General features: G+C 57.2%; 13 protein-coding genes. 10 read left to right on the top strand and 3 right to left on the bottom strand.

Features of this window, described 5'->3' with window-relative positions; genetic code table 11:
• Positions 1-4: 4 nt before the first annotated feature.
• Complete coding sequence (locus L463_RS14905) at positions 5-772, bottom strand: DedA family protein (protein ID WP_017383796.1); 768 nt, start codon at positions 770-772, stop codon at positions 5-7.
• A 118-nt stretch (positions 773-890) separates the two neighbouring features.
• Positions 891-1,736, bottom strand: a complete 846-nt coding sequence (gene araC, locus L463_RS14910; RefSeq protein WP_003856402.1) for an arabinose operon transcriptional regulator AraC — start codon at positions 1,734-1,736, stop codon at positions 891-893.
• Between the two features lie 337 nt (positions 1,737-2,073).
• Here araC and araB point away from each other — a divergent pair, with 337 nt between their 5' ends.
• The 6 genes from araB (at position 2,074) to rluA (ending at position 12,298) form a co-directional block, all read left to right on the top strand.
• The gene (gene araB, locus L463_RS14915) at positions 2,074-3,783 is read left to right on the top strand and encodes a ribulokinase (RefSeq protein ID WP_023295911.1); all 1,710 of its coding nucleotides are present in this window, start codon (positions 2,074-2,076) and stop codon (positions 3,781-3,783) included.
• Positions 3,784-3,793: 10 nt separating this feature from the next.
• On the top strand, positions 3,794-5,296 hold the full coding sequence (gene araA / locus L463_RS14920) for an L-arabinose isomerase (protein WP_015572656.1): 1,503 nt from the start codon (positions 3,794-3,796) through the stop codon (positions 5,294-5,296).
• A gap of 86 nt (positions 5,297-5,382) precedes the next feature.
• Positions 5,383-6,078, top strand: a complete 696-nt coding sequence (araD, locus tag L463_RS14925; RefSeq protein ID WP_023295910.1) for an L-ribulose-5-phosphate 4-epimerase — start codon at positions 5,383-5,385, stop codon at positions 6,076-6,078.
• A 156-nt stretch (positions 6,079-6,234) separates the two neighbouring features.
• The gene (gene polB / locus L463_RS14930; protein WP_032673117.1) at positions 6,235-8,592 is read left to right on the top strand and encodes a DNA polymerase II; all 2,358 of its coding nucleotides are present in this window, start codon (positions 6,235-6,237) and stop codon (positions 8,590-8,592) included.
• 127 nt (positions 8,593-8,719) lie between these two features.
• Complete coding sequence (gene rapA / locus L463_RS14935) at positions 8,720-11,626, top strand: RNA polymerase-associated protein RapA (protein WP_032103039.1); 2,907 nt, start codon at positions 8,720-8,722, stop codon at positions 11,624-11,626.
• A gap of 12 nt (positions 11,627-11,638) precedes the next feature.
• The gene (gene rluA / locus L463_RS14940; protein WP_003856412.1) at positions 11,639-12,298 is read left to right on the top strand and encodes a bifunctional tRNA pseudouridine(32) synthase/23S rRNA pseudouridine(746) synthase RluA; all 660 of its coding nucleotides are present in this window, start codon (positions 11,639-11,641) and stop codon (positions 12,296-12,298) included.
• A 31-nt stretch (positions 12,299-12,329) separates the two neighbouring features.
• Here rluA and djlA read toward each other — a convergent pair whose 3' ends face one another.
• Positions 12,330-13,145: a co-chaperone DjlA gene (gene djlA / locus L463_RS14945; protein WP_015572652.1), complete on the bottom strand. Its 816-nt coding sequence runs from the start codon at positions 13,143-13,145 to the stop codon at positions 12,330-12,332.
• Between the two features lie 239 nt (positions 13,146-13,384).
• On the opposite strand from djlA, the gene lptD reads away from it, so the two are divergent.
• Genes lptD through rsmA form a run of 4 tightly spaced genes read left to right on the top strand, consistent with a single transcriptional unit; the run spans position 13,385 to position 18,880 of the window.
• Positions 13,385-15,736: an LPS assembly protein LptD gene (gene lptD, locus L463_RS14950; RefSeq protein WP_017383802.1), complete on the top strand. Its 2,352-nt coding sequence runs from the start codon at positions 13,385-13,387 to the stop codon at positions 15,734-15,736.
• Between the two features lie 53 nt (positions 15,737-15,789).
• Entirely contained in the window at positions 15,790-17,076 is a 1,287-nt protein-coding gene (gene surA, locus L463_RS14955) for a peptidylprolyl isomerase SurA (RefSeq protein WP_017383803.1), read from the top strand.
• Positions 17,076-18,062: a 4-hydroxythreonine-4-phosphate dehydrogenase PdxA gene (gene pdxA, locus L463_RS14960; protein ID WP_015572650.1), complete on the top strand. Its 987-nt coding sequence runs from the start codon at positions 17,076-17,078 to the stop codon at positions 18,060-18,062. Before surA ends, pdxA begins: the two co-directional genes overlap by 1 nt.
• Entirely contained in the window at positions 18,059-18,880 is an 822-nt protein-coding gene (gene rsmA, locus L463_RS14965; protein ID WP_003856423.1) for a 16S rRNA (adenine(1518)-N(6)/adenine(1519)-N(6))-dimethyltransferase RsmA, read from the top strand. Before pdxA ends, rsmA begins: the two co-directional genes overlap by 4 nt.

Genomic DNA, 18,880 nt, shown 5'->3' with positions numbered 1-18,880 from the left:
GCGTTTAACGGCTCACCACCTTCAACAGGATCTCACCGTACACCGGCATCAGCGGGTGGCGAATCAGCGCCACCAGCGCCACGACAGCCACTCCCAGCGTCAGCGGGGCCAGCCAGAGCAGGCGCGTGCGCGGAAGATAGCGCGTCAGGCGATCAACACTGGCTTTCGCGCTGCGCCACAGGCGCCAGCAGAGCCAGACCGCCAGCCACAGCAGGACCGCCGTTCCCAGCAGCAGCCACTTGAACTCGCCGCTTTGCATACCGTCAGGAATATCGATGGCCGCGCCCGCCAGGATCCCCGGCAGGAAGTAGAACGGCGGCCAGAAAACGCAGCCGATGATGTTCGGCACCACAAACTTCGCGACGGGCAGATCCAGCATCCCGGCCACCATCGGCACCAGCGGGCGCGTTGGGCCAACGAAGCGCCCCACAAGGATAGTGAACATGCTGTGCTGGTGCAGCGCGTGCTCGGTTTTATCCAGCAGCGCTTTGTTTTTTTTCATGAACGACCAGCGGTGCAGCGGCTTCTTAAAGCGCCAGCCCAGCCAGAAGGAGATCCAGTCCCCCAGCAAACAACCGATGATACCGGCCATCCACGCCTGCCAGAAATTGACCTCGCCGCTGCCGATAAGCGCCCCAAGCCCCGCCATCATCACGGTGCCGGGCAGGATCAGCCCGACCAGCGCCAGCGACTCCAGAAACGCCACCAGCGCCACGGCGATGAGCGAATACATAACGGACTGGGTAATAAAATGTTCCAGCAATGCCTGCATAACTATTCCGGTCAGAAAACGAATCAGCGATTCTGCTTAGCGCCCTGCACCGCGTCAAGGCATCAATTGTCTGAATAGTTTACAAGATGCGCCTGAAGTTCACCTGAATGTTTACCGATTATTCACATCCCGCACGGAATTCGCTCGGGCTGGCACCGGTGCACTTCTTAAACACGCGAGAGAAATAGAGCTGATCTTCAAAGCCGACGTTACGCCCGACGGTGGCGATAGGCATTCGGGTGGTGCTGAGCAGCAGCTTCGCCTGGCTGATGCGCTGATCCTCACGCCAGCTGAGTACGCTCACGCCAAGCTGCTGGCGGAACAGATGAGAGAGCCGTGACGGCGACAGGCACACATGCTGGGCGACGCTGGCAATATCAAACTGGCTGTCGGCAAGGTGGTCGCTGATGTACTGGCAGGCGTCGCGGACGCGGTTGTCCAGCGGCGGATTAAGCGACTCGTTGATGGCCTCCATGCGGCGCAGCAGCACCTGTTCAAGCAGGTTGATGGCCAGCAGTTCGGCGTAGCGCCCGCCCGCCTGCCCTGCCTCAATAATCTGTGCGAACAGCTCACGGAACTGCGCCAGATGCGCCTCATCCGGGCGATATAAACCGGTATGGGCGAAAATGGCCGGCCACGAGAGCCACTCCTGCCAGTAGGCGCGCGGACGGAAATAGACCCACTGGTGATACCACTCTTTGGCATCCGGATGGCGCCCGTAGTGGTGGATCTCCCCCGGCGGGAACAGCAGCATATCACCGGGGCGGCAGATAAACTGCTGATCCCCGTTTTTGACGACCCCTTCTCCGCGTACGGTCAGGTTGAGGATATATCCCTTCATGCCAAGAGGGCGATCGACGTAAAAATCGAGATATCCCTCGGCCTCAATTGGCGTCAGCCCCGCCACCAGATGGGCGTTAAATGAGTAGCCCGGCAGTAAGGGATCGTTTTGCGGTTCGGCCATAGATTCAGTTCTCCCAAGGGTCCTGAAGGAAACCAATTGTCCATATCGATAAAAGCAGTATAAAAATGGCCCGCGAAAAGATCCAAAAAGCATCACGCCTCTTTTACGTCCGCCATGTTTCAGCCTTTTCCCCTGATTTGTCCGCCAGTACGGGCAGATAAGCAGTAACAAAAGTGTCTATAAGTGCGGCAGAAATGTCCACATAGAATATTTGCACGGCGTCACACTTTGCGTGGCTACAGCAATTTAGTCCATAAGATTAGCGGATCCTGCCTGACGATTTTTGTCCCCAGTCTCTAATGTTCTTCCATACCTGTTTTTTGGATGGAGCAACACCATGGCAATTGCAATTGGCCTCGATTTTGGCAGCGACTCAGTTCGCGCGCTGGCAGTGGACTGTACGACTGGCCAGGAGATAGCAACCAGCGTTGAGTGGTATCCGCGCTGGCAAGAGGGGCGCTACTGCGATGCGCCGAACAACCAGTTCCGCCACCACCCGCGTGATTACATTGAATCAATGGAAGCGGCGATCAAAACCGTGCTGGCGGAGTTGACGGACGCCCAGCGGGCCGATGTCGTGGGGATTGGCGTCGACAGCACTGGCTCAACGCCTGCTCCTGTCGATGCCGAAGGCCGCGTACTGGCGCTGCGACCGGAGTTTGCCGACAACCCGAACGCCATGTTTGTGCTGTGGAAAGACCATACCGCCGTGGAAGAGGCGGAAGCCATCACCCGCTTATGCCATCAGCCGGGCAAAACTGACTACTCACGGTATATCGGCGGAATTTACTCCAGCGAGTGGTTCTGGGCCAAGATCCTGCACGTTACCCGCGCGGACGCGTCGGTCGCACAGGCAGCGGCATCATGGATTGAGCTATGCGACTGGGTTCCCGCCCTGCTCTCCGGTACCACTCGCCCGCAGGATATCCGCCGCGGCCGTTGCAGCGCCGGGCATAAATCGCTGTGGCATGAAAGCTGGGGGGGGCTGCCTCCGGCAACGTTCTTCGATGAACTCGACCCGATCATCAACAAAAACCTGACATACCCGCTGTTTATCGACACCTTCACCGCCGATATTCCGGTCGGCACGCTCTGCGAAGAGTGGGCGAAACGCCTCGGTCTGCCGCAAAACGTGACCATTTCCGGCGGCGCGTTCGACTGCCATATGGGTGCCGTGGGCGCGGGTGCGCAGCCCAACACGCTGGTGAAAGTTATCGGCACCTCCACCTGTGACATTCTGACGGCAGATAAAGCCAGCGTCGGCGACCGCGCGGTGAAAGGCATCTGCGGTCAGGTTGACGGCAGCGTGGTACCCGATTTTATCGGCCTCGAAGCGGGTCAGTCCGCCTTCGGCGATATCTACGCCTGGTTTGGCCGTGTGCTCGGCTGGCCGCTGGATCAGCTGGCAGCCGCGCATCCTGAACTGAAAACACAGATTACCGCGAGCAAAAAACAGCTCCTGCCGCAGCTCACCGAAGCCTGGGCAAAAAATCCGTCTCTCGACCACCTGCCGGTGGTGCTGGACTGGTTCAACGGGCGTCGTACGCCGTTTGCCAACCAGCGTCTGAAAGGGGTGATTACCGATCTCAACCTCGCGACCGACGCGCCCGCGCTGTTTGGCGGCCTGATCGCCGCCACCGCATTCGGCGCGCGCGCCATTATGGAGTGCTTCACCGGGCAGGGCATTGACGTGAACAACGTGATGGCGCTGGGCGGCATCGCCCGTAAAAACCCGGTGATTATGCAGGCCTGCTGCGACGTGCTGAACCGGCCGCTGCAAATTGTGGCCTCCGATCAGTGCTGTGCGCTGGGCGCGGCGATTTTCGCTGCCGTGGCCGCAGGCGTACATGCGGATATCCCGACCGCGCAACAGCATATGGCGAGCGCCGTCGAAAGTACGCTCCAGCCGCAGACTCAGCAGGCACAACGCTTTGAACAGCTTTATCAGCGCTACCAGCAATGGGCAAAAAGCGCCGAACTTCACTATCTCCCTGTCGCCGCCCCGGCCAAAAGCACCGCGGATACTACGGCAACCCTGACACATTAAGGACACGATAATGACCATTTTTAATAATTATGAAGTGTGGTTTGTGATTGGCAGCCAGCATTTGTACGGACCGGAAGCGTTGCAGCAGGTGACGAAACACGCGGAGCACGTTGTGAATGCGCTGAACGCGGAAGCCAAACTGCCGTGCAAACTGGTGCTGAAGCCGCTGGGTACCACCCCGGACGAAATCACCAACATTTGCCGCGATGCCAATTACGATGACAAATGCGCTGGCCTGGTGGTGTGGCTGCACACCTTCTCGCCAGCCAAAATGTGGATCAACGGCCTGGCTATCCTCAACAAACCGCTGCTGCAATTCCACACGCAGTTCAACGCCTCCCTGCCGTGGGACAGCATCGACATGGACTTCATGAACCTGAACCAGACCGCGCACGGCGGCCGCGAGTTCGGCTTCATCGGCGCGCGCATGCGTCAACAGCATGCCGTGGTGACCGGGCACTGGCAGGACGGTCAGGCACAAAAACGCATTGGCTCCTGGATGCGTCAGGCGGTATCTAAGCAGGATACCCGCCACCTGAAAGTGGTGCGTTTCGGCGACAACATGCGCGAAGTGGCGGTCACCGACGGTGATAAAGTGGCCGCGCAGATTAAATTTGGCTTCTCCGTCAACACCTGGGCGGTGGGCGACCTGGTGCAGGTGGTGAATGACATCAGCGATGGCGACGTTAACGCGCTGGTGGACGAGTACGAAAGCAGCTATCGCCTGACGCCTGCGGCACAGGTCAACGGTGACAAGCGCCAGAACGTGCTGGATGCCGCACGTATTGAGCTGGGCATGAAGCGTTTTCTGGAACAGGGCGGCTTCCATGCCTTCACCACCACCTTTGAAGATCTCCACGGCCTGAAACAGCTCCCGGGTCTGGCGGTACAACGTCTGATGCAGCAGGGCTACGGCTTTGCGGGCGAAGGCGACTGGAAAACTGCCGCTCTGCTTCGCATCATGAAGGTGATGTCGACCGGTCTACAGGGCGGCACCTCTTTTATGGAGGACTACACCTACCACTTCGAGAACGGCAACGATCTGGTGCTCGGCTCGCACATGCTGGAAGTGTGTCCATCCATCGCGGTTGAAGAGAAACCGATCCTCGACGTGCAGTACCTCGGCATTGGCGGCAAAGCGGATCCGGCCCGTCTGATCTTCAACACCCGTACCGGCCCGGCCATTAACGCCAGCCTGATTGACCTCGGCGATCGTTTCCGCCTGCTGGTGAACTGCGTCGATGCGGTTGAAACCCCGCATTCTCTGCCGAAACTGCCGGTCGCCAACGCTTTGTGGAAAGCACAGCCTGACCTGCCAACCGCCTCGGAAGCCTGGATCCTGGCCGGCGGCGCGCACCACACCGTATTCAGCCACGCGCTTGACCTGAACGATATGCGTCAGTTTGCCGAGCTGCACGACATCGAACTGACCGTGATTGATAACGACACCCGTCTGCCAGCCTTTAAAGACGCGCTGCGCTGGAACGAAGTCTATTACGGTTCAAAACGCTAAGCCCTGAATGCCCGGTGGCACTTCGTTTACCGGGCCTACGGTTCTGTAGGCCGGATAAGCGCAGCGCCATCCGGCAGGAGACGACAATGTTAGAAGATCTCAAACGTCAGGTACTCGAAGCCAACCTGGCGCTGCCAAAACATAACCTCGTAACCCTGACATGGGGCAACGTCAGCGCCGTTGACCGGGAAAAAGGGGTGTTCGTGATCAAGCCTTCCGGCGTGGATTACACGGTAATGACCGCAGAAGACATGGTGGTGGTCAGCATCGAAACGGGTGAAGTGGTTGAAGGCAATAAAAAGCCCTCCTCCGATACGCCCACTCATCGCCTGCTGTATCAGGCCTTCCCGACCATCGGCGGGATTGTGCATACCCATTCGCGTCACGCGACCATCTGGGCGCAGGCGGGCCAGCCTATTCCGGCCACCGGCACCACCCACGCGGACTACTTTTACGGCACCATTCCCTGCACGCGTCTGATGACCGATGCGGAGATCGGCGGTGAGTACGAATGGGAAACGGGGAACGTGATTGTCGAAACCTTCGAAAAACAGGGAATCGACGCGGCGCAAATGCCCGGCGTGCTGGTGCACTCCCACGGCCCGTTTGCCTGGGGTAAAAACGCGGAGGACGCGGTGCACAACGCGATCGTGCTGGAGGAAGTCGCCTATATGGGGATCTTCTGCCGCCAGCTGGCGCCGCAGCTGCCGGATATGCAGCAAACCCTGCTGGATAAGCATTACCTGCGTAAGCACGGCGCGAAAGCCTACTACGGCCAGTAAACCCTTACCCGGTGACGCTGCGCTTACCGGGCCTGCGGAACCTGTAGGCCGGATAAGCGCAGCGCCATCCGGCGGAACGGGCACTGTATAAAACCCCAGCAAACACCCCTCAACCAGGCTATAATCAGGCCTGGTTTTGTTTTATGGGATATCGGCGTGACGCAGGCGCAAGAAGGCTTTTTACTGACCAGACACTGGCGGGATACCCCTCAGGGTACTGAGGTTGAATTCTGGCTGGCAACGGACAACGGCCCACTAAACGTTACGCTCCCGCCGCAGGAGTCCGTGGCCTTTATTCCTGAAGCTCACGTCGAGAAAGTGAAACAACTGCTACGCGGCGAAAACAACTGGCGCCTTACGCCGCTCCAACTGAAAGATTTCCACCGCCAGCCGGTTTACGGCCTCTACTGCCGCGCCCATCGCCAGTTGATGCGCTATGAAAAGCTGCTTCGTGAAGCAGGCGTGACGCTTTACGAGGCCGACATTCGCCCGCCTGAACGCTTTCTGATGGAGCGATTTATCACCGCCCCCGTCTGGGTAGATGGCACCGCGCAAAACGGCAGGATCGTTAACGCGCGCCTGAAGCCTAATCCGCACTATCGCCCGCCGCTAAAGTGGGTGTCGCTGGATATTGAAACCACCCGCCACGGCGAACTGTACTGCATTGGCCTGGAAGGCTGTGGGCAGCGGGTTGTCTATATGCTCGGGCCGCCGAACGGCGATGCGTCCGCGCTGGATTTTAATCTGGAGTACGTCAACAGCCGCCCGCAACTGCTGGAGAAGCTTAACCAGTGGTTTGCCGAGCACGATCCGGATGTTCTGATCGGCTGGAACGTAGTGCAGTTTGACCTGCGCGTGCTGCAAAAACATGCCGAGCGTTACCGTATCCCGCTGATTCTGGGGCGCGGCAACAGCGAGCTGGAGTGGCGTGAGCACGGTTTTAAGAACGGTGTTTTCTTCGCGCAGGCTAACGGTCGCCTGATTATCGACGGTATCGAGGCGCTGAAATCCGCCTTCTGGAACTTCTCTTCCTTCTCGCTGGAAGCGGTCGCCCAGGCGCTGCTCGGCGAAGGTAAATCCATCGACAATCCCTGGGACCGAATGGACGAGATCGACCGGCGCTTTAATGAAGATAAGCCGGCGCTCGCTACCTATAACCTGAAAGATTGCGAGCTGGTGACGCTGATCTTCCACAAAACCGAGATCATGCCGTTCCTGCTGGAGCGGGCGACGGTGAACGGTCTCGCGGTCGACAGGCACGGCGGCTCGGTAGCGGCCTTCAGCCACCTCTATTTTCCGCGAATGCACCGGGCAGGGTACGTTGCCCCCAACCTCGGGGACGTGCCGCCGCAGGCCAGTCCCGGCGGGTACGTGATGGACTCCCGGCCAGGATTGTATGACTCGGTGCTGGTGCTGGATTATAAAAGCCTGTACCCGTCCATTATCCGCACGTTTCTGATTGATCCGGTGGGGCTGGTGGAGGGGATGGCCCAGCCAGACGATGCGCACAGCACCGAAGGTTTTCTTGGGGCACGCTTCTCGCGGGAAAAACACTGCCTGCCCGAGCTTGTGGGAAACATCTGGCACGGCCGCGACGAGGCGAAACGCCACGGCAACAAGCCGCTCTCACAGGCGCTGAAAATCATTATGAACGCCTTTTACGGCGTGCTGGGTACTAGCGCCTGCCGCTTCTTTGATCCCCGTCTGGCGTCGTCCATCACCATGCGCGGGCACGACATTATGCGCCAGACCAAAGCGCTGATTGAATCCCGGGGCTATGACGTGATTTATGGCGATACCGACTCCACCTTTGTCTGGCTGAAAGCCGCCCATTCGGAGGACGACGCCGCGCAAATCGGCAAAGATCTGGTCGCCTTTGTGAACGACTGGTGGCGCGAAACTTTGCAAAAAGAGCGGTTAACCAGCGCATTAGAGCTGGAGTTTGAAACCCATTTCACCCGCTTTTTAATGCCGACCATTCGCGGAACCGACCAGGGCAGCAAGAAGCGCTACGCCGGGCTGATTCAGGAAGGTGACACGCAGCGGATGGTCTTTAAAGGGCTGGAGACGGTGCGCACCGACTGGACGCCACTGGCGCAGCAGTTCCAGCAGACGCTCTACCTGCGGGTGTTTCGCAACGAGCCGTATCAGGACTACGTGCGCGACACCATCGCCAGCCTGATGGCGGGTGAACTGGATGACCAGCTGGTGTATCGCAAGCGCCTGCGCCGCCCGCTGGCCGAATATCAACGTAACGTTCCTCCCCACGTACGCGCCGCGCGGCTGGCGGATGAAGAGAATGTTCGCCGGGGCCGTGCGCCGCAGTATCAGAACCGGGGTACGATCAAATACGTCTGGACAACTAACGGCCCGGAACCCGTTGATTACCAGCAGTCTCCGCTCGATTACGATCACTACCTGACCCGCCAGCTTCAGCCGGTTGCGGAGGGAATTTTACCGTTCATCAATGACGACTTTGCTACACTAGTGACAGGACAACTTGGGCTATTTTGACGCGTGACGAAACCGTTGCCATCCAGTACCATAGCGCCCTTTCCATTCCCGGACCCATTTTTCGATGACCGTCTTTTTTGACGGGGTCGAACTATTGCCTGCAATTAAAGATTAGAGCCGAACAACTATGCCTTTTACACTTGGTCAACGCTGGATCAGCGATACAGAAAGCGAACTTGGATTAGGAACCGTCGTTGCCGTCGATGCGCGCATGGTTACCCTCCTTTTCCCTGCTACCGGTGAAAACCGCCTGTACGCTCGCAATGACTCCCCTGTTACCCGCGTAATGTTCAATCCGGGCGACACCGTGACCAGCCACGAAGGCTGGCAGCTGAAGGTTGAAGACGTAAAAGAAGAGAATGGACTGCTCGCCTACATTGGAACGCGTCTTGATACCGACGAGACGAATGTTATCCTGCGTGAAGTGCTGCTCGACAGCAAACTGGTTTTCAGCAAGCCGCAGGACCGTCTGTTTGCCGGGCAAATCGACCGAATGGATCGCTTCTCCCTGCGCTACCGCGCGCGTAAGTTCCAGAGTGAACAGTACCGCATGCCGTGGAGCGGCCTGCGCGGCCAGCGTACCAGCCTTATTCCCCATCAGCTGAATATCGCCCATGACGTGGGCCGTCGCCATGCGCCTCGCGTGCTGCTGGCTGACGAAGTGGGCCTGGGTAAAACCATCGAAGCAGGCATGATCCTGCACCAGCAGCTGCTCTCTGGCGCTGCCGAGCGCGTGCTGATTGTGGTGCCGGAAACGCTGCAACACCAGTGGCTGGTCGAGATGCTGCGCCGCTTTAACCTGCGCTTCTCCCTGTTCGACGACGAGCGCTATGCCGAAGCCCAGCACGACGCGGACAACCCGTTTGAAACCGAACAGCTGGTGATCTGCTCCCTGGACTTCGTACGCCGCAGCAAGCAGCGCCTGGAGCACCTGTGCGACGCAGAATGGGATCTGATGGTCGTCGACGAAGCGCACCACCTCGTCTGGAGCGAAGATGCGCCAAGCCGTGAATACATGGCGATTGAGCAGCTTGCCGAGCGCGTACCGGGCGTTCTGCTTCTGACCGCCACCCCGGAGCAGCTGGGTCTTGAGAGCCACTTCGCCCGTCTGCGCCTGCTCGATCCGAACCGATTCCACGATTTTGAGCAGTTTGTTGAAGAGCAGAAAAACTACCGTCCGGTGGCGGACGCCGTCGCGCTGCTGCTGGCCGGTAATCGTCTCTCTAATGATGAACTTAACACCCTCAGCGATCTGATCGGCGAGCAGGATATTGAGCCGCTGCTTCAGGCCGCGAACAGCGACAGCGATAATGCGGGATCTGCGCGTAAAGAGCTGATCGACATGCTGATGGACCGTCACGGCACCAGCCGCGTGCTGTTCCGCAACACCCGTAACGGCGTGAAAGGCTTCCCGAAACGCGAGCTGCACACCATCAAACTGCCGCTGCCGACCCAGTACCAGACGGCGATTAAAGTCTCCGGCATTATGGGCACCCGTAAATCAGCGGAAGATCGCGCGCGCGATATGCTCTACCCGGAGCAAATTTATCAGGAATTTGAAGGCGACACTGGCACCTGGTGGAACTTCGATCCGCGCGTGGAGTGGTTAATGGGTTATCTGACCGCGCACCGTTCCCGGAAGGTGCTGGTGATCTGCGCCAAGGCAGCCACCGCCCTGCAACTTGAACAAGTGCTGCGCGAGCGCGAAGGTATTCGCGCCGCCGTGTTCCATGAAGGCATGTCTATTATCGAGCGCGACCGCGCTGCGGCGTGGTTTAGTGAAGAGGACAGCGGCGCGCAGGTTCTGCTGTGCTCCGAAATCGGTTCTGAAGGCCGTAACTTCCAGTTCGCCAGCAATCTGGTGATGTTCGATCTGCCGTTTAACCCGGATCTGCTGGAGCAGCGTATCGGCCGTCTGGATCGTATCGGTCAGGCGCACGATATTCAGATCCACGTTCCGTATCTGGAGAAAACCGCCCAGTCCGTTCTGGTTCGCTGGTACCACGAAGGCCTGGATGCGTTTGAACATACCTGCCCGACGGGCCGCACCATTTATGACCAGGTGCATAGCGATCTGATCGGTTACCTCGCGGCGCCGGAAAACACCGAGGGCTTTGATGAGCTGATCAAATCCTGTCGAGAGAAGCACGACGCGTTGAAAGCTCAGCTGGAGCAGGGTCGCGATCGCCTGCTGGAGATCCACTCCAACGGCGGTGAAAAAGCGCAGCAGCTGGCCGAAAGTATCGAAGAACAGGACGATGACACCAGCCTGATCAGCTTCTCCATGAACCTGTTCGACATCGTCGGCATTAACCAGGACGATCGCGGCGAGAACATGATCGTGCTGACCCCGTCCGATCATATGCTGGTGCCGGATTTCCCGGGCCTGCCGGAAGACGGCTGCACCATCACCTTTGAGCGTGATGTGGCGCTTTCCCGCGAAGATGCACAGTTCATCACCTGGGAGCACCCGCTGATCCGCAACGGTCTGGATCTGATCCTCTCCGGCGATACCGGCAGCAGCACCATCTCCCTGTTGAAGAACAAAGCCTTGCCTGTGGGCACGCTGCTGGTGGAGCTGATCTACGTTGTGGAAGCGCAGGCGCCGAAACAGCTTCAGCTTAACCGCTTCCTGCCGCCAACCCCGGTGCGTCTGCTGCTGGATAAAAACGGTACGAACCTGGCCGACCAGGTGGAGTTTGAAAGCTTCAACCGTCAGCTGAGCGCGGTGAACCGCCATACCGGCAGTAAGCTGGTGAATGCGGTGCAGCAGGACGTGCATGCCATTCTGCAACTGGGTGAAGCCCAGGCCGAAAAAGCGGCCAGAGTGCTGATCGATGCGGCGCGTAGCGAAGCCGATGAGAAGCTTTCTGCCGAGCTGTCGCGTCTGGAAGCGTTGAAAGCAGTGAACCCTAACATTCGTGACGATGAGCTGGCCGCCATTGAGAGCAACCGCCAGCAGGTGCTGGAAAGCCTGAATCAGGCGGGATGGCGTCTCGACGCCCTGCGTCTTATCGTTGTGACGCATCAGTAAGCGGAGCGCAAGATGGTAATGGAGCCCTACAATCCCCCGATGGATCCGTGGCTGGTCATTCTGTATCAGGACGAGCACATTATGGTGGTTAACAAGCCGAGCGGCTTGTTATCCGTGCCGGGGCGTCTGGAAGAGCATAAAGACAGCGTGATGACGCGTATCCAGCGTGATTATCCCCAGGCCGAGTCGGTCCATCGTCTGGATATGGCGACCAGCGGCGTGATTGTGGTGGCTCTGAATAAAGCGGCAGAACGCGAGCTGAAGCGTCAGTTCCGCGAGCGCGAGCCGAAGAAACAGTATGTCGCGCGCGTCTGGGGCCATCCGGCGCAGGCGGAAGGGCTGGTGGATTTACCGCTGATTTGCGACTGGCCGAACCGGCCAAAGCAGAAGGTGTGTTACGAAACCGGCAAGGCCGCGCAAACCGAGTATGAAGTGCTGGAGTACGCGCCGGATAACACCGCGCGCGTCCTGCTGAAGCCGATTACCGGGCGCTCCCACCAGCTGCGTGTGCATATGCTTGCGATGGGTCACCCCATTCTGGGGGACAGATTCTATGCGCCGCCGGAAGCGCTGGCGTTAGCGCCGCGCCTGCAACTGCATGCGCAGACGCTCACCATCACCCACCCTGCTTTCGGCAACGCCATGACGTTCAAAGCCCCGGTGGACTTCTGAAAAAATGGCCCGACTGTGTCGGGCCATTTTTTTATTTAAAACCTTTCTGCTCTTTAATCAGCTCGTAGGCTTTCTGGATTTCCTGCGCTTTTTGTTTCGCCATCTCCATCATCTCTGGCGGCAGGCCTTTCGCCACCAGCTTATCCGGATGGTGCTCGCTCATCAGCTTACGATAGGCGCGTTTGATGGTCGTAACATCGTCAGACGGCTTCACGCCGAGGACGTTACAGGCATCTTCAAGCGTAGGGCCACGCTGCGCCTGCTGCCAGCCGCCGCCGGACGATTGCTGCTGATAACCGCCGCCAAAGTGCGCGCCGCCCTGCATCATGCGCAGGAACTGATCGAACTGCATGCGGGAAATGCCCAACTCTTCAGCAATCACATACAGGACGTCCCGTTCATTCGGATGCAGAGAGCCATCCGCGAAGGCGGCCTGGATTTGAATTTCCAGAAACATCCGAATTAAATCAAAACGCCCGAAACAGATGCTACGGAACTGCCGCATTTTTTCACGCAGCGGGTAGTGATCTGATTTACCAATCCGAAACGCATTCTGCGCCGCGATGCGGGATTCGCCGTGCAGATTCATGCGATCCATAAAGACGCTGGCCACCTGAATATCGGCTTCCGTTACGCGTCCTTTTGATTTGGTTAAGTGCCCCATCACCTCGAAGGTGGTGGAGAAAAAGAGTGACTGGCGCTCGCGCTGGTTGGCAAACCAGGCCATTTTGCGGCTGCGTGCTTTATCAAACATATGGCCGATAATGAGGCCAAGAACGACACCCCAGAATCCGGCACCCATAATAATTGCGAACGCAACGCCGATTATTTTACCCCAATACTGCATATACTCCCCGAATGGTCATGTTCCTGGCCGACGCAACGCCATCATTACAGTGGTCGCGCCACGGTCAATTGAGGGACATCGCCTATAATTTGCATTATCATACTCGTCATTCGATAGCGAGCCTAACACTCTGGCGCGCAAACGGGCAGGATTAACGCTGGTACTGCGCTGATGAGTAAGATAGTCTCTGAGCGTTTGTAAGCCGTAGCCACTGATGACGGAACAATAAAATACAACGTATGAAAAAACGTATCCCCACCCTTCTGGCCACAATGATTGGCACCGCCCTGTATAGCCAACAGGGGCTCGCAGCCGATCTCGCCTCGCAGTGTATGCTTGGCGTCCCAAGTTACAATCGCCCACTGGTGAAAGGCGATACGAATGACTTACCCGTCACCATTAATGCCGACAGCGCAAAAGGTAATTATCCTGACAATGCGACCTTTACGGGCAATGTCGATATTAACCAGGGAAACAGTCGCCTGCTTGCTGACGAAGTGCAATTGCACCAGAAGCAACCGGAAGGTGCTCAGGCGCCTGTCCGTACGGTGGATGCGCTGGGTAATGTGCACTATGACGACAATCAGGTCATCCTGAAAGGTCCGAAAGCCTGGTCGAATCTGAATACCAAAGACACCAACGTCTGGGAAGGTGATTACCAGATGGTCGGTCGTCAGGGGCGCGGTACCGCGGACCTGATGAAGCAGCGCGGCGAAAACCGCTACACCATTCTCGAAAACGGCACGTTTACCTCCTGTTTGCCAGGGTCAAATACCTGGAGCGTTGTGGGCAGTGAAGTGATCCACGACCGTGAAGAACAGGTTGCAGAGATCTGGAACGCCCGTTTTAAACTCGGCCCGGTGCCCATTTTCTATAGCCCTTACCTGCAACTGCCTGTGGGTGACAAACGTCGTTCAGGTTTCCTGATCCCGAACGCCAAGTACAGCACGTCGAACTACTTTGAGTTCTACCTGCCGTACTACTGGAACATTGCGCCCAACATGGACGCCACGATCACGCCGCACTATATCCATAAGCGCGGTAACATCATGTGGGAGAACGAATTCCGCTATCTGACCAAGGCGGGCGCGGGTCTGATGGAATTTGATTATCTGCCATCAGATAAGGTGTTCCAGGACGAGCATCCGAGCGAAGGTGATAAGCACCGCTGGATGTACTACTGGAAGCACGCCGGGGTATTGGATCAGGTGTGGCGTTTCAACATCGACTACACCAAAGTCAGCGATCCGTATTACTTCAACGACTTTGATTCTAAATACGGCTCCAGTACCGACGGTTACGCCACGCAGAAATTCAGCGTGGGCTACGCCATTGAGAACTTTGACGCGACGGTGTCGACCAAACAGTTCCAGGTATTTGATACACAATCGCGTAGTACCTATGGTGCCGAGCCGCAGCTGGACGTGAACTGGTACCAGAACGATGTGGGTCCTTTCGACACGCGCGTTTATGCTCAGGCGGTCCATTTCGTCAACACCAACTCGGATATGCCGGAATCAACGCGTCTGCATATCGAGCCGACGATCAATCTGCCGTGGTCAAACGACTGGGCGAGCCTGAATACCGAAGCTAAGCTGATGGCCACCCACTACCAGCAGAAAAATCTGGACTGGTATAACAAACGCTATGGCACCGATCTTGAAGAGTCGGTAAACCGTACGCTTCCGCAATTCAAAATGGACGGGAAGCTGATCTTCGAACGTGATATGGGCCTTCTCGCCGATGGATACACCCAGACGCTTGAGCCGCGTATGCAGTATCTGTACGTGCCTTATCGCGATCAGAGCAAAATTCAAAACTACGACTCTTCCTTCCTGCAATCAGACTACAGCGGCCTGTTCCGTGACCGTACCTACGGCGGGCTTGACCGTATTGCGTCTGCTAACCAGTTAACGACTGGCGTCACAACGCGCGTATATGATGATGCTGCCGTTGAACGTTTTAACGTTTCTGTTGGTCAAATCTACTATTTCACCGAGTCTCGTACCGGTGATGACGACATTAACTGGGAGAAAGACAACAAAACGGGCTCACTGGTATGGGCGGGCGACACCTACTGGCGCATGACGGATCGTTGGGGTCTGCGCGGTGGTGTTCAGTACGATACACGACTGGACAATATCGCGACGGGCAGCGCAGCCATCGAATACCGTCGTGATGAAGACCGCATGTTGCAGTTGACGTACCGTTACGCCAGCCCGGAGTATATCCAGGCGACGCTGCCAAACTATGCGAATACAGACCAATACAAAGACGGTATTTCACAGGTGGGTACCGCCGCGAGCTGGCCGATCGCCGATCGTTGGTCAGTCGTCGGGGCCTACTACTATGACACGAATGCCCAAAAACCTGCTGACCAGATGCTGGGTCTGCAATACAACTCCTGCTGTTACGCAATACGTGTCGGTTACGAACGCAAACTTAACGGCTGGGATACGCAAAACAGTCAGGGCAAATATGATAACGTGATCGGCTTTAATATCGAGTTGCGCGGCCTGAGTTCTAACTACGGTCTGGGCACGCAGCAGATGCTGCGCTCGAACATTCTGCCGTATCGTAGTTCATTGTAATGTGCTTGATTTACAACGTAATCCGCTTTGCGGTTAATTGAAATGGAAAAAGTATGAAGAACTGGAAAACGCTGCTACTCGGTGTCGCTATGGTTGCGAATACCAGCTTCGCGGCCCCACAGGTTGTCGATAAAGTCGCGGCTGTGGTTAACAACGGCGTCGTGCTTGAAAGTGACGTTGACGGTTTGATGAAATCTGTAAAGCTCAACTCGGGCGAAGCAGGTCAACAGCTTCCGGATGACGCTACGCTGCGCCACCAGATCCTGGAGCGTCTGATCATGGATCAGATTGTTCTTCAGATGGGCCAGAAAATGGGCGTGACGATCTCTGACGAGCAGCTCGATCAGGCGATCGCCAACATTGCAAAGCAGAACAACATTACCCCGGATCAGATGCGTAGCCGCCTGGCCTACGACGGCATCAGCTATGCCACCTACCGTAATCAGATCCGTAAAGAGATGCTGATTTCAGAAGTGCGTAACAATGAAGTCCGTCGCCGCGTCACCATCCTGCCTCAGGAAGTGGATGCCCTGGCAAAACAGGTGGGGAATCAGAATGATGCCAGCACTGAGCTTAACCTGAGCCACATCCTGATCCCACTGCCGGAAAACCCAACCTCCGATCAGGCGGCTGAGGCGGAAAGCCAGGCGCGCGCTATCGTTGAGCAGGCGCGTAATGGCGATGACTTCGGCAAGCTGGCGATCACCTATTCCGCTGACCAGCAGGCGCTGAAAGGCGGCCAGATGGGCTGGGGGCGTATTCAGGAGCTGCCATCCCTGTTTGCCCAGGCGCTGAGCACGGCGAAGAAAGGCGACATCGTCGGTCCAATCCGTTCCGGTGTGGGCTTCCACATTCTGAAAGTGAACGACCTGCGCGGCCAGAGCCAGAACATTTCGGTTACCGAAGTGCATGCGCGTCATATCCTGCTTAAGCCGTCTCCGATCATGACTGACGATCAGGCTCGTGCGAAGCTGGAACAGATCGCCGCAGACATCAAGAGCGGTAAAACCACCTTCGATAAAGCGGCAAAAGAGTTCTCTCAGGATCCTGGCTCTGCAAACCAGGGCGGTGACCTGGGTTGGGCGGCAGCGGATATTTACGATCCGGCTTTCCGCGATGCGTTAATGAAGCTGAATAAAGGCCAGATGAGCGCGCCGGTACACTCCTCCTTCGGCTGGCATCTGATCCAGCTGATGGACACGCGCAACGTGGATAAAACCGACGCGGCGCAGAAAGACCGTGCGTATCGCATGCTGTTTAACCGTAAGTTCTCTGAAGAAGCCGCAACCTGGATGCAGGAACAACGCGCCAGCGCTTACGTGAAAGTGTTGAGCAACTGATGAAACCGCATCGTGTTGTGATCACCCCCGGCGAACCCGCCGGGATTGGGCCTGACCTTGTGGTTCAGCTCGCCCAGCGCAGCTGGCCGGTAGAGTTGGTTGTCTGCGCAGATGCAACACTGTTACAAGACCGGGCAGCTTTGCTCGGTCTGCCTTTAACGCTCCTCCCTTACGTTGAAGGCCAACAGCCCGCACCGCAGCAGGCGGGTACTCTCACCCTGCTTTCTGTTCCGCTCCGTGCGCCTGTTGTCCCCGGTGAGTTACACACCGAAAACGGCCACTACGTTGTCGAGACGCTGGCGCGCGCCTGTGACGGTTGCCTTCAGGGCGAATTTGCCGCCCTGATCACCGGTCCGGTGCATAAAGGCGTGATCAATGACGCGGGCATTCCGTTTACCGGGCATACCGAATTTTTCGAAGAGCGTTCGCACAGCCCGAAAGTGGTGATGATGCTGGCAACCGAAGCAATGCGCGTTGCGCTGGTAACAACGCACCTGCCGATCAAAGCCATTCCGGATGCCATTACGCCTGAACTCTTGCGTGAGATCATTGGCATTTTGCATCACGATCTGCAAACCAAATTCGGCATTCCGCAGCCGCATGTGCTGGTTTGCGGCCTGAATCCGCACGCGGGTGAGGGCGGACATATGGGCACCGAAGAGATCGACACCATCATTCCGGTGCTTGAGGAGATGCGGGCGAAGGGGATGAACCTCAGCGGGCCTCTGCCTGCCGACACCCTTTTCCAGCCCAAATACCTGGATAATGCCGACGCCGTACTCGCGATGTACCACGATCAGGGTCTGCCCGTGCTAAAATACCAGGGCTTTGGCCGCGGGGTGAATATCACCCTCGGTTTACCCTTTATTCGAACGTCCGTTGACCACGGTACTGCGCTGGATCTGGCAGGCCAGGGAAAAGCGGATGTCGGCAGTTTTATTACGGCGCTTAATCTCGCCATCAAAATGATTGTTAATACTCAATGACTAATCGAGTCCATCAGGGCCACTTAGCCCGTAAACGCTTCGGGCAAAACTTCCTCAACGATCAGTTTGTGATCGACAGTATCGTTTCTGCCATTAATCCGCAGAAAGGTCAGGCCATGGTCGAAATCGGCCCGGGTCTTGCCGCACTGACCGAGCCGGTAGGCGAACGCCTCGACGAACTGACCGTTATCGAACTCGACCGCGATCTGGCCGCGCGTCTGCAAACGCACCCGTTCCTCGGGCCGAAGCTGACGATTTATCAGCAGGATGCGATGACCATGAACTTTGGCGAACTGTCAGAAAAAATGGGACAGCCGCTGCGCGTGTTCGGTAACCTGCCGTACAACATCTCCACCCCGCTGATGTTCCATCTGTTTAGCTATACTGATGCCATTGCCGACATGCACTTCATGTTGCAAAAAGAGGTCGTTAACCGTCTGGTTGCAGGGCCGAACAGTAAAGCGTATGGTCGTTTAAGCGTGATGGCGCAATATTACTGCAACGTGATCCCGGTATTAGAAGTACCGCCTTCCGCATTCACGCCACCGCCAAAGGTAGATTCTGCGGTTGTGCGCCTGGTGCCACATAAAACGATGCCGTACCCGGTCAAAGACCTGCGCGTGCTGAGCCGTATCACGACAGAAGCCTTTAACCAGCGCCGTAAAACGATTCGTAACAGCCTTGGCAATCTGTTTACCGTTGACGTATTAGCTGAGTTGGGCATCGACCCGGCAATGCGTGCGGAGAATATTTCCGTAGAGCAGTACTGCAAGCTGGCTAATTACATCAGCGACAATGCGCCGCCGAAGGAGAGCTAA

Source organism: Enterobacter sp. BIDMC 27 (assembly GCF_000534415.1).
Taxonomy (GTDB): domain Bacteria; phylum Pseudomonadota; class Gammaproteobacteria; order Enterobacterales; family Enterobacteriaceae; genus Enterobacter; species Enterobacter hormaechei_C.
The sequence above is the reverse complement of the archived record's forward strand: the minus strand, read 5'-3'. Positions and strand labels throughout refer to the sequence as shown.

Coding starts and splice junctions, on each gene's coding strand:
- araD (WP_023295910.1), top strand. CDS start 5,383: ATGTTAGAAGATCTCAAACGTCAGGTACTCGAAGCCAACCTGGCGCTG.
- pdxA (WP_015572650.1), top strand. CDS start 17,076: ATGAAACCGCATCGTGTTGTGATCACCCCCGGCGAACCCGCCGGGATT.
- araC (WP_003856402.1), bottom strand. CDS start 1,736: ATGGCCGAACCGCAAAACGATCCCTTACTGCCGGGCTACTCATTTAAC.
- surA (WP_017383803.1), top strand. CDS start 15,790: ATGAAGAACTGGAAAACGCTGCTACTCGGTGTCGCTATGGTTGCGAAT.
- djlA (WP_015572652.1), bottom strand. CDS start 13,145: ATGCAGTATTGGGGTAAAATAATCGGCGTTGCGTTCGCAATTATTATG.
- L463_RS14905 (WP_017383796.1), bottom strand. CDS start 772: ATGCAGGCATTGCTGGAACATTTTATTACCCAGTCCGTTATGTATTCG.
- lptD (WP_017383802.1), top strand. CDS start 13,385: ATGAAAAAACGTATCCCCACCCTTCTGGCCACAATGATTGGCACCGCC.
- araA (WP_015572656.1), top strand. CDS start 3,794: ATGACCATTTTTAATAATTATGAAGTGTGGTTTGTGATTGGCAGCCAG.
- rapA (WP_032103039.1), top strand. CDS start 8,720: ATGCCTTTTACACTTGGTCAACGCTGGATCAGCGATACAGAAAGCGAA.
- rsmA (WP_003856423.1), top strand. CDS start 18,059: ATGACTAATCGAGTCCATCAGGGCCACTTAGCCCGTAAACGCTTCGGG.
- rluA (WP_003856412.1), top strand. CDS start 11,639: ATGGTAATGGAGCCCTACAATCCCCCGATGGATCCGTGGCTGGTCATT.
- araB (WP_023295911.1), top strand. CDS start 2,074: ATGGCAATTGCAATTGGCCTCGATTTTGGCAGCGACTCAGTTCGCGCG.